16 protein-coding genes are annotated in these 14,908 nt (G+C 58.2%); 3 read left to right on the top strand and 13 right to left on the bottom strand.

What is annotated here, in order from left to right:
- Nucleotides 1-7 precede the first annotated feature (7 nt).
- Entirely contained in the window at nucleotides 8-736 is a 729-nt protein-coding gene (pyrF, locus tag J9788_RS10285; protein ID WP_046898957.1) for an orotidine-5'-phosphate decarboxylase, read from the bottom strand.
- A gap of 329 nt (nucleotides 737-1,065) precedes the next feature.
- Here pyrF and J9788_RS10280 point away from each other — a divergent pair, with 329 nt between their 5' ends.
- A complete protein-coding gene (locus J9788_RS10280; RefSeq protein ID WP_046898956.1) occupies nucleotides 1,066-1,326 on the top strand; it encodes a YdgH/BhsA/McbA-like domain containing protein in 261 nt (86 codons plus the stop codon).
- A 172-nt stretch (nucleotides 1,327-1,498) separates the two neighbouring features.
- Complete coding sequence (locus tag J9788_RS10275) at nucleotides 1,499-1,798, top strand: Arc family DNA-binding protein (RefSeq protein ID WP_182264350.1); 300 nt, start codon at nucleotides 1,499-1,501, stop codon at nucleotides 1,796-1,798.
- Nucleotides 1,799-1,844: 46 nt separating this feature from the next.
- Here the strand turns inward: J9788_RS10275 and lapB are convergent, their stop codons facing one another.
- The 11 genes from lapB to J9788_RS10220 all read right to left on the bottom strand — a co-directional run bounded on the left by lapB (nucleotide 1,845) and on the right by J9788_RS10220 (nucleotide 12,712).
- Nucleotides 1,845-3,017, bottom strand: a complete 1,173-nt coding sequence (gene lapB / locus J9788_RS10270; protein ID WP_015378034.1) for a lipopolysaccharide assembly protein LapB — start codon at nucleotides 3,015-3,017, stop codon at nucleotides 1,845-1,847.
- A gap of 6 nt (nucleotides 3,018-3,023) precedes the next feature.
- Complete coding sequence (locus J9788_RS10265; protein ID WP_033643257.1) at nucleotides 3,024-3,326, bottom strand: LapA family protein; 303 nt, start codon at nucleotides 3,324-3,326, stop codon at nucleotides 3,024-3,026.
- A gap of 292 nt (nucleotides 3,327-3,618) precedes the next feature.
- Nucleotides 3,619-4,416 (bottom strand): SDR family oxidoreductase, encoded by a 798-nt coding sequence (locus J9788_RS10260; RefSeq protein ID WP_046898954.1) that lies wholly within the window; start codon nucleotides 4,414-4,416, stop codon nucleotides 3,619-3,621.
- Nucleotides 4,413-5,936: an FGGY family carbohydrate kinase gene (locus J9788_RS10255; RefSeq protein WP_182264349.1), complete on the bottom strand. Its 1,524-nt coding sequence runs from the start codon at nucleotides 5,934-5,936 to the stop codon at nucleotides 4,413-4,415. The genes J9788_RS10260 and J9788_RS10255 overlap by 4 nt, the downstream gene beginning before the upstream one ends.
- Nucleotides 5,929-6,993, bottom strand: coding sequence for an ABC transporter permease (locus J9788_RS10250; protein WP_046898952.1), 1,065 nt, complete (start codon nucleotides 6,991-6,993; stop codon nucleotides 5,929-5,931). Before J9788_RS10250 ends, J9788_RS10255 begins: the two co-directional genes overlap by 8 nt.
- A gap of 10 nt (nucleotides 6,994-7,003) precedes the next feature.
- Entirely contained in the window at nucleotides 7,004-8,503 is a 1,500-nt protein-coding gene (locus J9788_RS10245) for a sugar ABC transporter ATP-binding protein (protein WP_046898951.1), read from the bottom strand.
- 9 nt (nucleotides 8,504-8,512) lie between these two features.
- On the bottom strand, nucleotides 8,513-9,130 hold the full coding sequence (locus J9788_RS10240; RefSeq protein WP_182264348.1) for a DUF2291 family protein: 618 nt from the start codon (nucleotides 9,128-9,130) through the stop codon (nucleotides 8,513-8,515).
- A gap of 64 nt (nucleotides 9,131-9,194) precedes the next feature.
- Nucleotides 9,195-10,127: a D-ribose ABC transporter substrate-binding protein gene (locus J9788_RS10235; protein WP_075684660.1), complete on the bottom strand. Its 933-nt coding sequence runs from the start codon at nucleotides 10,125-10,127 to the stop codon at nucleotides 9,195-9,197.
- A 63-nt stretch (nucleotides 10,128-10,190) separates the two neighbouring features.
- A complete protein-coding gene (locus tag J9788_RS10230; RefSeq protein ID WP_046898949.1) occupies nucleotides 10,191-10,991 on the bottom strand; it encodes a GolD/DthD family dehydrogenase in 801 nt (266 codons plus the stop codon).
- Nucleotides 10,992-11,000: 9 nt separating this feature from the next.
- Nucleotides 11,001-11,906: a transketolase family protein gene (locus J9788_RS10225; protein ID WP_182264347.1), complete on the bottom strand. Its 906-nt coding sequence runs from the start codon at nucleotides 11,904-11,906 to the stop codon at nucleotides 11,001-11,003.
- Between the two features lie 2 nt (nucleotides 11,907-11,908).
- A complete protein-coding gene (locus J9788_RS10220; protein ID WP_046898947.1) occupies nucleotides 11,909-12,712 on the bottom strand; it encodes a transketolase in 804 nt (267 codons plus the stop codon).
- Nucleotides 12,713-13,100: 388 nt separating this feature from the next.
- On the opposite strand from J9788_RS10220, the gene J9788_RS10215 reads away from it, so the two are divergent.
- On the top strand, nucleotides 13,101-13,895 hold the full coding sequence (locus tag J9788_RS10215) for a DeoR/GlpR family DNA-binding transcription regulator (RefSeq protein WP_033650247.1): 795 nt from the start codon (nucleotides 13,101-13,103) through the stop codon (nucleotides 13,893-13,895).
- A gap of 22 nt (nucleotides 13,896-13,917) precedes the next feature.
- Here J9788_RS10215 and pgpB read toward each other — a convergent pair whose 3' ends face one another.
- Nucleotides 13,918-14,679 (bottom strand): phosphatidylglycerophosphatase B, encoded by a 762-nt coding sequence (pgpB, locus tag J9788_RS10210; protein WP_046898946.1) that lies wholly within the window; start codon nucleotides 14,677-14,679, stop codon nucleotides 13,918-13,920.
- Nucleotides 14,680-14,908: the final 229 nt, after the last annotated feature.

Below are 14,908 nucleotides of genomic sequence, written 5' to 3'. Positions count from 1 at the left end.
CGCTTCCTCAGGCCAAAGAGGCGCGGATCGCGCGCAGCGTCGCGGCCGGATCCGCAGATTGGGTGATCGGACGCCCAATCACCATATAGTCCACGCCGGCGGCCTGCGCCTGCACCGGCGTCATAATACGACGCTGATCGCCCGCCGCGCTGCCTTCAGGGCGGATCCCCGGCGTCACCAGCTGGAAAGCCTGCCCGCAGGCGGCCTTCAGGCGCTGCGCTTCGTGTGCCGAACACACCACACCGTCCAGCCCGCAGTCGCGGGTCAGACGCGCCAGGCGCTCGGCGTGTTCAGCCGGACTGGCCTCGATGCCGATGCCGCGAAGGTCTTCCGCTTCCATGCTGGTCAGCACCGTGACGGCGATCAGCAGCGGCGCATCCGCCCCGTATGACACCAGCGCTTCTTTAGCGGCGGTCATCATGCGCGCGCCGCCGCTGGCATGCACATTGACCATCCAAACGCCCAGCTCGGCCGCTGCGGCTACCGCATGCGCCGTGGTATTGGGAATATCGTGGAATTTCAGGTCAAGAAATACGTCGAAGCCGCGCCCGTGCAGATCGCGCACCAGCTGCGGCCCAAACAGCGTGAACATTTCCTTGCCCACTTTCAGCCGGCAGTCTTGCGGATCGATACGGTCGGCGAACGCCAGCGCAGCGTTCTTATCGGCGTAATCCAACGCCACAACGATTGGAGATGATTTTAAGTCATTGTTATTAGTGTTATTTTCAGACTTCATTTCTTCTACCTTCTGTAAAATGGAGATAATCAGGGACTCACCCGCGAAACTGACCGCCGCATTCTACATGCCAGGGGCCAGAAATCCCAGCCGCAGCGCGCACCGGCGCTCTGTCATGTTACCTTGCGTCTTTGTCATGGCGCGTCAACGTAAGCGCGTCAGCAATAAACCACGCAGCGTAAAACGCCGTAAAGATGCGTAAATTATCAATCAAATATTTTGAACTACTTGCTCAGCATTATCAGATTTTCAATCGGCCCAGATACTTTATTATTCACCACATCGGAAGCGAATGGCTTCCTTCCTAAATAAACAGACTGGAGTCACCCATGAAAACCATCAAATATTTTGCAGCCGCTGCCGCTATCGCACTGACCTCTTTCGCCACTTTGGCCGCTGAGCCGATTAACAGCCAGCAGGCCGATAGCCTGACCGCGGCCGGCGTCGTTTCCGCAGGTCACGCAACGACCCTCAGCAGCCTGGAGAAAAAACTGGCCGCTAAAGCCGATGCCCAGGGCGCCAGCAGCTACCGCATCATCTCCGCCGGCGGTAACAACATGTTGAGCGGCACCGCGATCATCTACAAATAATGTTTCCGGTACAGGGCCCGAACGTTCGGGCCCTGCCTCTGTTTGCCGCCTGAAAAAACCGCATTTTCCTCGCCCCGCTTTGTTACAGAAATATTAAATTTTTATTACACACTGGACACCCGATCGTCAGTGGCTTAGCTTGAAGGCATCTTCCTGCAGAAAGGCTTTCAAAATGAGCGAGATATCGACACTTACCATTAAAATTCCTCTGGAACTGAAGGAAAAAATCCGCGCCGCCGCCGCTGAAAACGAATTTTCGTTGAGCGTAGAAGTGTGCCAACGCCTGGAAAGCAGCTTCAGCGCGCCCGCCGCCAAGGCTGAAAAAACCACCAAGAAAGCGGATGAGCTGCACCACGGCGAGATCGACAATCAAAGCACCGAAGAAGAGATTGAACAGCCGCTGAGCCAGAAAGAGCTGAAGAAACTGCGTCAGCTGTTGAAAACCGGCGCCAAAGGCGGCAAGAAAAAATAAGCGATGAACATAGAAAAACGGGGCGATCAATCGCCCCGTTTTATTTTTATTGTCCGTCCAGACCGCGGATCGGCTTAACCGATGACCAGGCGCGACACGACGGACAATGCCAATAGAGCGAGTGCGCGGTGAAGCCACATTTGTGGCAGCGGTAACGTGGCTTGGTGCGAATTTGCTCGCCGACCATGTCGCGCAACAGCAGCAGACTCTCTTTCGCACGGCCGTCTTCGGCGTCCGCCAGGTGGTAATCCATCAGCCGATAGAACACCCGCATGGTGGGATGGCGCTGCAGCTGACGGTTGATATAGACCTGCACCACGTCGCGCCCTTCGTGCTGCTCGATGATTTCGGCCAGCATCAGATCGGCGGTGGCGCCGGTGTTCTCTTCTACGCAGCGCTTAAGGAAATCCGCCCAGTTGTGCTGCTGTTCCGGCAGATGCGTGTAGCATTCCTGCAGCATCGGCAGCGTCTCGCTGACCAGCTCTTTATCCTGGCTCAATACGCGCTGCAGCGATTCCGCCGCTTTGGCGTAGTCGTTTTGCGCCATGTAAATGCGCCCGAACATGATGGACACGCGCGCGCACTGTTTATCGGCCGCGTCCGCACGCTTGAGCAGGCTCATCGCCCGATCGAGATCGTCGCTGCCCATCGCCTGCAGCGCCAGTTCACAATAAAAGTGCGCGATCTCGACGCGTTGTTTCTCTTTGCCCAGCTTGACCAACTTTTCCGCCACGTCGATCGCTTTCTGCCAGTCGCTGGTCGCCTGATGGATCACCAGCAGTTGCTGCAGCGCCGAGACGCGAAAATCCGCTTCGTCAGTCAACTGGCTGAACATGTCTTCCGCGCGGTCGTAAAGCCCGGCGGCCATATAGTCACGGCCCAGCTGCTGCACCGCCAATAGGCGCTGCTCAAAGGTCAGGGAAGCGCTTTCCATCAAGGCCTGATGGATACGGATAGCGCGGTCGACTTCGCCGCGCGAGCGGAACAGGTTGCCCAACGTCAGGTGGGCTTCAACGGTGTTGCTGTCCTCTTTCAACATGTCGAGGAACAGATCGACCGCCTTATCCTGCTGGTTTGAAAGCAGAAAGTTCACCCCTGCCACGTATTCACGCGACAGGCGGTTGGCTTCTTGCTGTTTATCCTGCTGAGCGCTTCTGCGCCCCATGTACCAACCGTACGCGGCAGCCACGGGCAGCAACAGAAACAGCAGTTCTAACATAGAGGGTTATTCCTTGCTGACAACGGCCTGAGCCGCCGGTTCAGCGGGCTGCTCAAGCTGCAGCTCCAGCCTTTTGATCTTGCGCTCGGCGCGGCCCAGCGCAATGCGCGTACGCAGATAGAACAGACCGCAAATGATCCAGCCGAGAATGAAACCGGCGCCAAACAGCGTGGCTAACAGGGTCGATACGCGATAATCGCCCTGCGCAACCAGATAGTTAAAATTGACCACCTGATCGTTATGCGCACCCAAGGTGACGGAAATCACGAAGATCACCAGAACCAACAAAAAAATCAGCAAATATTTCACATTCTTTCCCGCGATGCCGAGTGAATCGGATGAACGATGCCAAAACGTGGCGTCCCTAACCCTTAAGTTAGCATTTCCCGTTGCGGCAGGGAAACCCTGCGGCACGATAAAACCACATATCTGCTGGCATATTCGGCAGTAAACGGCTTTAACGAACAAATTGATGAGAAAGCTTCTCAAAACGTCGAATTTATAAGGATATGGGGGCGACGGCGCGGATTGCAATGGCGGGAAAATGTAAGCGGTTAATGCGGCGCCGATCTGGCGCCGCTTTGTTTGTGACATTATCACGTTATGACATGATTAACCCGCCATCCACATTGATGGTTTGGCCGGTGATATAATCGGCATCGTCCGAAGCAAGGAAGGCCACAAGACCCGCCACATCCTCGGGTTGACCGGCACGCTTGAGCGGAATGCCCGCCACCCACTCGGCCATCAACTCCCCTTTGCCGTAAGTTTTTTCCGGACCGCTGAGAATTTCTCCCCAAACGCGGTCGTTATATTCCCACATCTCGCTTTCAATGATGCCGGGGCAGAATGCATTGACCGTGATGCCATGTGGCGCCAGCTCAAGCGCTAAACTCTGCGTAATGCCGATCACCCCCATTTTGCTGGCGGCGTAATGCGGCGTATAAATAAACCCGTTACGTCCCTGACCGGAAGAGGTGTTGATCAGGCGCCCCTTGCGCTGGCCGACCATATATTTAGCTGCCTCCCGGCAGCAGAGCCAGACCGCCGTGGTATTTACCGCCAGCACTTTCTCAAAATCGCTTTTGGGCATCTGGTCAAAACGATCGATAGTGATCACCCCGGCGTTCTGAATGGAAACGTCGATCGCGCCAAATCGCTCCCAGACCTGACGATAAAAATCAACCACTTGTGCTTCATCGGTGACGTCGAGGATGACCGGCAGCACCTCACCCCGATAACGCTGGCGCAGCGTTTCCGCCGTGGTCAGAATGCGCTCTGCATTCGACGCAATCACCAAATTGGCGCCCAAACTGGCGAAACGCTCGGCGATACCGGCCCCAATGCCGCGGCATGCGCCGGTAATCACCACGGTTTTCCCCGTGAAATCACGATTCATGATTGTTCTCCTGTCATCAATGAGGCCGTCTGCGGCCGCCATAAGGTGCGCTGTACCGCCTGCCGCCACGCGCTGTAGTTTTCCTGCAGCTGCCGGTGGCGCTGCATATCGGGTTTAAACTCATCATGTTGAGGCAACAGTGCCGCCAGTTGCCGATCGGTAGCTCCCCACAGGCTGCGCATCGCCATCAACGCCGCCCCCAGGGCCGACAGTTCCGCCGTGTCACTGCGCCACACCGGGCAACCCAGCAGATCGGCCTGAAACTGCATCAGCCAGTCATTGCGGCTGGGGCCGCCGTCTGCCATCAGCCCCTGCAGCGCAAAACCCGGTTGTTGCCGCAGTACGCCGATCACATCGGCGATTTGATAAGCCACCGATTCAAAAGCGGCCCGCACCAAATGTTCTCGCCGCGTGCCGCGGCTGAGCCCGCAAATCACGCCGCGCGCTTGCTCATCCCACCAGGGTGCGCCGGCACCGGTCAGCGCCGGTACAAAATAGACGCCACCGCTGTCGGGCACGCGAACAGGCAGTTCACTCAACGGCGCTTCGCCCTCCGACGGTATGGCGGCGATATCCAGCATCCAGGCGATAGCGTCGCCGGTGTGGGGAATATTGCCCTCCAGTGCGTACTGCATGCGCCCACCGTCATGCCAGGCGATGGTCGTTGCCAGAGCGCTCGTGTCGCATTGCGCGTCGGCGATTGGCGCCATCACCGATGATCCGGTGCCATAGGTGGCTTTGACCTGCCCAGCCTGACCCAGCGCATGGCCATAAAGCGCCGCATGGGAATCCCCTACCATCGCAGCAATTGGAATGCCGTCGGCAATGCCCTCCAATCCCAACGTCGTGCCGAACAGATGGCTGGAGGAATGGATCGTCGGCAGCGCCTGACGGGGAATATTGAACAGCGCCAGCATCTGTTCGTCCCACTCCCCGGAAGCGAGATTCAGCAGTTGAGTTCGGGCGGCATTGGAGACATCACAACCGAATGCTCGCCCCCCGCTCAACTGCCACAACAGCCAGGCATCGATGGTGCCCAGGCACAGTTCGCCGTTCTCCGCCAACCGCTGTCCCTCTTCGCAGTGATCGAGCAACCAGCGCATTTTCGACGCCGAGAACAACGGTGAAAGCGGCAAACCGGTGGCGCGGCGCACCGCTTCCTCCTGCCGATCGCGCCGCAGCCGTTCGCAGAAATCGGTGGAACGCGCGCATTGCCAGGTCAGAGCCGGGCCGATCGGTTGGCCGTCAGCGCGACGCCAGCCGATGGCGGTTTCACGCTGGTTGCTGATGGCGATACCGGCAATGCGGGATGCGCCAGCCAACGCAATAGCCTCCCGCAATACCGCCAGAGAGGCCGCCAGCAAGGTCTCGCCCCGTTGCTCCACCCAACCGGGCTGCGGCGTCTGCAATGTCAGTGGCCTGCTGGCCCTGGCGACGATCGTACCCTGCGCATCCACCACCACGGCCTTGGCGTTGCTGGTGCCCTCGTCCAACGCGACAATGCAATCCGCTTTAACCATGGCTCACCTCAGCCAGCGGCTGCACCGCTTTTTTTTCCTGGCGCTGCATCAGAATAACCTTGCTCTGCAAACGCTGCTGGAACTGGTCAATCACCACGGCGGTGACGATCACCAGCCCTTTAATCACCATTTGCCAGAACTCGCTGACGCCCATCATCACCAAGCCGTCCGCCAGAAAAACGATCACAAAGGCGCCGATGATCGAACCGAATACCCTGCCGCGACCACCGCTCAGCGCCGTACCGCCCAGCACCGTCGCGCCGATGGCGTCCATTTCGAACATATTGCCGGTCATCGGGTGCGCGGTTTGCAATTGAGAAGCGATGACCAGCCCCACCAGCGCCGCACACAGCCCGGAAAACGCATAGACGAACATTTTCACTTTGACAATCGGCACCCCCGACAGCCGCGCCGCCGGCTCATTGCCGCCAATGGCATAGATATAACGGCCCAGCGGCGTTTTCTTGGTGAGATAGATCCCCAACAACACGATAGCCAGCATCAGCCAAATCGGGTTGTAAATTCCCAGGAAGGTGCCGGACCCCAGGGCCGTGAAACCGGTGTTGCCCAGCGCTTCCATGCCCACCAGATTAGGGTAGGTTTTGCCGTCCGCCGTCAGCAACGCCGCCCCACGCGCCACGTACATCGCTCCCAGGGTGCAGATGAATGGCGCAACGCCGAGCCGCGTGATCAGCGTGCCGTTGATCAAACCCAACAACACGCCCACCAGCGCCACCGCGCCGATCACTTCAAAAACGTTGAGAAACAGCCGATTGCCATCCCACAGCGGGATACCGACGGTCAATAGCGCACCGGCAATCATCCCGCACAAGCCCGCCACCGCGCCGACCGACAAGTCGATGCCGCCGGTGAGGATCACCAGCGTCATGCCAACCGCCAGCAGCCCGGTAATCGCCACGTGCTGCGTCATGATCAGCAGATTAGAGACGGTCAGAAAATTCGGCACCATGCTGCTGAAGAACAGCACCACCAGCAACAGGGCGATGAAGGTGCGCGCCTGCAGCAAATACATATACAACCGATACTTGGTTTGCATTGCCTTATCCTTATGCATGAGGGGTTGAGGCGCGGATCAGCGTTTCGCGATCGGCCCGTTCGCGCGGCAGATCGGCTGTCAGCTGCCCGTCCGCCATCACCATCACCCGGTCGGCCAGCGAGACCACCTCATCCAGCTCCGACGAAGAAAACATCACCGCCAGCCCCTGGCGCGCCATCGCGCCAATCAGGTGGTAAACGTCCGTTTTGGCACCGACGTCAATTCCGCGCGTCGGCTCATCAAGAAACACCACCTGCGGCCCGGTCAGCAGCGCCTTGCCCAACACCACTTTCTGCTGATTGCCGCCGCTCAGGCTGGTGATTGGCAGCTCCCGGTCACTGACCTTGATCGCCAGTTTTTCGATCATGCCATCGACCAACGTACACTCCCCGGCCGACGCCAACGGCCGTAGCGCATTACGTCCCAGGCTGGCCAGGGTCATGTTGGCCTTGATCGACATCATCTGCACCAACCCCTCCGCCTGCCTGTCTTCCGGCACCAACGCCATGCCCAACGCCATGCGTTGACGGAATCCCAGCCGCTCCACGCTTTTCCCGTTGAGCAAAATGCGACCTGCCGTCTGGCGCATCACGCCGTTGAGCACTTTGAACAGTTCGGTACGGCCGGCCCCCAACAGGCCATAAATGCCGATCACTTCCCCTTTGCGCAGTGAAAAACTGACGTCGTTAAGGCAATAGCCGCCGTTTTCACGCGGCAGCGTCAGCTGTTCGACCTTCAGCACTTCATCCCCTTGTTCTGCCGCGCAATAATCAAAGTGCTTGCTCTTTTCACCCACCATCTTTTCGATGATCCACGGAATGCTGACGTTACTGACCGGTTCGGCGGCAACAAAACGCCCGTCGCGAAACACCGTGATGCGATCGCCAATCTCCATCAGCTCCTCCAGTCGGTGAGAAATGTAGATGATGGTGACACCGCGTTTTTTCAGATCGGCGATCACCCGAAACAGCGTGCGCACTTCGGCCTGACTCAGCGCCGACGTCGGCTCATCCATGATCAGCACCCGGGTGTCCTTCGCCAGGGCACGGGCAATTTCAACCAGTTGCTGATGACCGATACCGAGGCTGCCCAACGGCGTATGCGGATCGATATCCAACTCCAGCCGCTGCAGCAAGGATTTGGCCAACTGATACTGATAGTCCACATTGATACGGCCGCGCTGGAAGAACTCGTTGGCCATAAAAATGTTGTCCATGACCGACATGTTGGGGAACAGGTTCAGCTCCTGAAAAATAATGCTGATCCCGAGCCGCTCCGCCTGCTGCGTAGAGGTTAACGTCACCGCTTTCCCCTCCAGCTCGATGGTGCCGGAGGACGGGGTTTCCACCCCCGCCAACAGCTTCATCATGGTCGACTTGCCGGCGCCGTTTTCACCAATCAGTACGTTGACCTGGTTGCGAAACACTTGATAGCTCACGCTATCCAACGCGGTGACGCCCGGATAGAGACGCGAAACGTTGCGCGTTTGAATAATGATCGGATCGCTCATCACGCCCCCTTAAGGTTGAATGCGCACCGGCGTGATCAACAGCGGCTCGGCGGGCGCCTGCCAGCTGCTGAATACGCCATACACGGTAATGTGGTCACCCACCTTGGGCTGGGATCCGGCCAGTTCGTCGATCGAAGCCTGGTTAATCGCCCTGGCAAAATCGCCGAACAGCGCTTGGTCATTGAAATCGCTGTAGCTCAGGCCGCGATAGCTGTCGCGTAACGCTGTCCCGCGGTAGACCGGCCCGATCTGCACCTCCACGCTGCTGAGCGGCGCATCGGTCAGTTTGAGCGTTAATTTTCTGCTGCGTGAACGGGTGTTGACCGCCGCGACTTCACCGCTGACCTTAACGTTGAAGTAACAAGGAAACTCCGGTTGAGCACGGTACCCAAGCAGGCCGCAAGCGCTGTTGAAATCCTTGGCCTGGTCGATCCGAGCGATCAGCTCGCCCAGCGGCTGCGCCGTTTTGACCGCTTGCGGGGCGATTTGACTGCGGTAAATCTCCGCCGCCTGCGCCACATGCGCATTCACCGGGGAGCGAAGCTCCGCCAGCTTTTTCTCCGAGACGATACGGCAACCGCTCAACGCCAGGACGACGATGACGGTCAACGCAATACGCATCGACATAACAACACCTCCGATCGCCCCCCGCCGCCAGGACGGGGTGGTGAAAGACGCCGCTCAGCGCGGATTACGGTTTAAAGTTGAAGTCATTGACTCGCTGCGCATTGTCTTTGCCGATCAGGATGCCGCGGAACATCACGCGCTCCTTGCCGGTATAGCTGCCGGATTGGAAGTAGCCATCCAGGATCTCGACGCCCTGCGCGGCAATCGCCTGCGCCTGCAGCATCACGCTGGCGTAGAGGCTGCCGTTGAGAATGGCATCGCGCTCATCATTGCTGCCGTCGATGCCCACCACGGTGACATCCTTTCTGCCGGCGGCCTTCAGCGCCGCCACTGCGCCCAGCGCGACCGGACCATTGCCGCAGATCACGCCTTTGATGTCCGGATGCGCCTGCAGGATGCTGTCCATAATGCGCTTCCCTTCCAGCAGATTGCCCTTGGCGTCTTGGCGCGCCACGCTGACCATCTCCGGGTATTGGTCAATCACGTTATGGAACGATTGCGAACGTGTGACGCAGTTATTGTCCGCCAGGTTGCAGGTCAGTTCGGCGTATTTACCGGTCTCCCCCATTTTTTCCACAAACTGATTGGCGACGTCCGATCCGGCCTGGAAGTTGTTATGGGTGATCTGCGCCAGCGCTACGCCATCGACCGGGATTTCACGGTTGATCAGCACCACCGGAATGCCGGCGTTTTTCGCCTGCTGCACGGCGGCGACGCTGGCCTGGGAATCGGCGTTATCCAAAATGATGCCCTGAACCTTGCGGCCGATAACCAGGCTGATGAGCTCCCCCTGGCGTTTGACGTCTTCGCCGTGCGACAGCACCAGCGTCTGGTAGCCGAGAGACTTGGCTTTGGCCTCGGCTCCCTTGGCTTCCGCGGAGTAATAAGGGTTGTCCAGCGAGTTGACGAGAATGGCGATTGTGCCCTTTTCCGCCGCCATGGCAGTGGCGCAGGCAAAACCGGTAAGCAGAGTGAGGTAAGTGGCTATTTTTTTCATGATGGTGTTCTCTTATCGTTGTGTTGAACATCGTCTGGTGTTGGCGATCGCCGCGGTTGCCGCTTACCAAATGGTAAAACCGCCGTCGATCATCAGGTCCGCGCCGGTAATCATGTCGCTGCCATTGCTGGCAAAAAACAGGATCGCCGCCGCGATTTCATCGGTATAAGCAAAACGCCCCAGTGGGATCAGCTTTTTCATCGCCTCGCCCTTTTCGCCTCGCCAGGCTTTCTCTCCCATAGGCGTCAGCACCACGGTGGGCGATAACGTGTTGACCGTAATGCCATGCGGCGCCCATTCTTTGGCCATCACCTTGGTCATGCCCAGCAGCCCCGCCTTGGCGGAGGTATAGGCACAGTGTTCGTCAATGGCGATAGAGGCCGCCTGCGACGCGATGTTGATGATTTTCCCGCCGTGACCGGCGGCTATCGCGCGACGCGCCAACGCCTGCGAGCATAGAAAAGGTCCGGTGAGGTTGACCGCCAAATGACGCTGCCACTCCTCGAGCGTGACCTCCGTCGCCGGCTGCAGATTGACGTAGCCAGCGCAGTTGACCAAAATATCGAGGCGGCCAAAGCGCCGTTGAGCCGCAGTGAAAGCGGTGGCCACCGAGTCAGGATCCGTCACGTCGCAAACCTGGCAAAGTACCTGCTCTTCACCTAATTCCCGCAGCGCCGCCGCAGCCTTGTCTTGTTCAAAAGCCGGGTACATCAACACCAAACGCGCGCCTTTTTCCAACAGCAAGCGATTGGCGGCCATCGCGATGCCGCCCAAACCGCCGGTAATCACCGCAACCTTCCCCGTCAGCGACAGTCCGCTATCTACTCCGTAGCGTAAATTAACGTCATACTCGTTCCGCTCCATCGCTTCCCCCTATTGAGTTAACTGAGCATGCAATCCTGCCGCGTCGATGGCATATTGCCGCCGCAGCGCCGCCCGGCTGCTGCTGTGGGTAAATTCGTAAGCCGGCACGCCCAGCGCGGTAAACGGCCGCGGCAGCTGATGCCGCAGCAACAGTTCACCGATGATGGTGCCTAAACCGCCGCTGAGCGCATGCTCCTCCATAGTCAGCACCCGACGGTGCGAGCGCATCAACGCCACCACCGCCTCCTCATTGAGCGGCCAGAGCGAAGGGAGAGAGACAATGGTCGGGTTACCGCCCAATGCCAGTACCTTCATCGCCTCATGAGCCACCGTGCCCAAACAGAACACCAGGCTATCTTCCCCTTGGTGCAACACCTCCGGCTCTCCGGGACGGAATTGGTAATCCGCGTTCAATACCGGCAGCTTGTCGCTGTCCATGCGAATATAGGCCGGGCCGGGTTGCGCGATGACATGACGGACAATCTCTGCCGCTTGCCGCGCATCCGCCGGCGCATAGACGCTGAGATTGCCCAGCGTACGGGCGATGGCGATATCGTTCATGCAGTGGTGCGTCGCCCCCAGTGGCCCGTAACCAAATCCGGCATTCAGGCCGAGCATTTTCACGTTGGTCTCCGTGTAGCAAACATCGTTTTTCATCTGTTCGTTTGAACGAGCGAACAGGAAAGGTGCCGCGTTGGCGGTAAAGACCGTACGGCCGCTGAGCGCCATGCCGGCAGCCATGCCGACCATGTTCTGTTCGGCGATACCGACGTTCACTACCCGCTCCGGATAAGCCTGCTCAAAGGGCGCGATTTTTGACGTGGACGTGGAATCCGCCACCATCACGCTCAGATCTGCACCCGCCCGTTGCTGTTCGATCAACGCCGTCACCACCGCATCGCGTAAATCCTGCATGTTTACCCCTCCAGTTCCACCAGCGCCTGCGCCAGCTGTTGTTCGTCCGGTACCGCGTGATGCCAGGCGGCAACGTTAGCCATAAACGACACGCCGTGCCCCTTTTCGGTATTGGCCAAAATCACTCGCGGCTTGTCCTGGCTCGGAAGTTGGATCGCCGCCACCAACGCCGCCGGATCGTGCCCGTCACACTCGACGGTTTCGAAACCGAACGCGCGCCATTTTTCCGCCAGCGGTTCCAGCGGCATGATCTCCTCCGTCTTGCCCGCCAGCTGCAGCCGGTTACGATCGACGATGGCGATCAGGTTATCCAGCTTGAATTTGCTGGCCGCCATTGCCGCCTCCCAGTTGGATCCCTCCGCCAGCTCACCGTCGCCCAGCAGGACGAAAGCGCGGCGATGCCCACGCCCTGCCAGCTTATTGCCCAGCGCCAACCCCACGGCGATCGGCAGCCCATGCCCCAAACCGCCGGAATTAATCTCCACCAGCTCCGGCAACTTCTGCCGCACCGGATGCCCGGCCAACAAGGTGTCGTCGCCCATGAACTGATCGAGCACCGCCGGATCGAGCAAGCCCATCGCCGCACAGCTGCAGTAAAAACCGCCGGCGCCGTGCCCTTTAGACAAAATGAACCGATCCTGATCGGGCCGGGCATTGCTGCGATCCATCACTGCCATATACAAAGTGCAGATGATGTCGATTTCCGACAGATCGGCGCCGGTATGACCCTTGCCTGCCTTATGGTTCATGGTCACCACATGTCGGCGCGCCTGGCGTGCCGTGTTTTTAATCGCCTGAAAGTCCATCGTCACCTCTGCTTAAGCGCCTTGATTATCGTTATCGCATCAAAACGATCCGTTAACTCACCATTGATTTTCGAATGGAAATCATATGCAGCAAAAACGATAATTAATGTGGGCAAGATCAAATTTCAAACAAAAGCGCTTACCCGACAACACCCACACCGAAAAAAACCAATAAATAACAACATGATGAAAATCACCCGGCTGCTTTAATTGAGTTTTTTATCGTTGATTTCATCGGATGCCAATGATTTTCGAATAAAAATCAATGCTACTTAACCGGGTTTATCCGTGGCTTTATCAATAATCGCGAGCTAAAATTCAGCGCATCAATATGGAGTGGCCGTGGCAAACCGCGCGGCGGGAACTGACAGGTGCAGGAGTCTTTCGATTGAAAAGCAAAAGCGAACAGTTGGCGGAAATGCAGCAACGGCGCGAAAAGATCCTCGACATGATCCGCGAAGACGGCTCGGCGACGGTCAAAATGCTTACCGATACCTTCAAGCTGACCGAGGCGACCATTCGCACCGATCTGCGCGTCCTGCAGCAGCAAGGCTATGTGCAGCGCTTCCACGGCGGTGCAACCCTGGTTGATGGCAAGCAAAATACGCATGCCATGCTGCTGGAACGCCAGGTTAACCTGACCGCCAAAGATCGCATCGGCAAACTCGCCGCCGGTTTTATCGAACCCGGCGACACCATCATTCTTGATTCGGGCACCACCACCACGGCTATCGCCAATCACCTGAATCACATAAAGAAACTGTCCGTTATCACCACCGGCGTCAATATTGCGCTGCAGCTGGGCGGCGAACCGGGCGTGAATATTTTGCTGACCGGGGGCTCATTCAAATTTCCGACGCTCTCCACCTCCGGGGACAAAGCCGCCAATTTCTTCGAAAACGTGCTGGCGCAAAAACTGTTCCTCGCGACGGCCTGCATCTCGCCCCGCCACGGGCTCAGTTTCCCAAGCGAAACCGACATCAAACTGAAAATGGCAATGATCAATGCAGCCAACACGGTGTATGTGGTGGCCGACTCCAGCAAGATCGATAAAGTTTCAATGTTTGCGCTGCCTTGTGACTGGCAGCATATCGACTATTTGATTACCGACAACGGAATTGGCGATGCCGCCATGCAGGCATTTGAAAAGGTTGGCGTTAAGGTCTTGGTGGCAGGCGCCTGAACGGCGCCTGTGAAAGAAGTGATTATTCCGGCTTGCGCGCCGCGATTTCCTGTTGCTCTTGCGGCGGCGGCGTCAGAGGACCGAACCAGCGCTGCGCCAGCCAGCAGGTGACCACCACCAGCAGCCAGCTGATCAACGTGGCCATCGCCAGATCGCGCGGCCAGTGCATGCCCAGCAGCAAGCGGCTGCCCATTACCCCAGCCGCCCACACCATCAGGATCGCAACGGTTTTGTAATGGCGGCGCGGCCACAGCAGCCCTACGCCCAATAGCGCCCAGGTGGCGGCGAACATGGTGTGCCCCGACGGAAAAGCAAAGCCGGTTTCAAACTGCCAGTGCTTGCGCAGCCAGCTCGGCACCAGCGTCTGGTCTTGCAGTTGCTCGCGCACCAGCGCGCTGCGCTCTTTGCGCTGCAGCGAGTAGAAATACTTGCCGTCCACGCCGTGGGTTTGCTCCAACCACACCACGAAAGGACGCGGCTCTTGCACCCGATCCTTGATCAACGACTTCACGCCCTGCCCAATCAACAGTGCGGCGAAAAGCAGCATCGCCAGACCGATGGCCGGCTTCAGCCGAAAGCGCAGGCACCACAAAAACCAACCGCAGAGGATCGCGCTGGTCAGAATGCCCCACGGCGAGGTCACGGTTTCGGTCACCCAGTACAGCGCTTTCAGCAGCCGGTCATTGCCGCCGGGTTGCCAGTGCCAGCCGGATACCCAGACCGCCAGCGGCATCAACAGCAGCAGCAACGCGCCGCCCGCCGTGCGTTTTGCTATCTCATACATTCCCGTTTTCCTCTGCGTGAATCAGGCTGCAGTGTAACAAGAGTGCAATCTTGATAACACGCGAAAAATTAAACAGATAGACAACCTATCGCAATAATAGGTGGCCAGAAAACGCCATCTGCTGGTTTGCTGAGCACCGCCCGGCAAGAAGTTGTGGCAAAATAGCCGATAATTAACGAAATAGAGATCGGCGTAGCACGTTTTAGTCTTGGTCAATGCACTGACCGGA

Source organism: Serratia sp. X10, assembly GCF_017811775.1.
Lineage (GTDB): Bacteria > Pseudomonadota > Gammaproteobacteria > Enterobacterales > Enterobacteriaceae > Serratia > Serratia ureilytica.
This window is presented reverse-complemented; position numbering and strand designations above follow the sequence as displayed.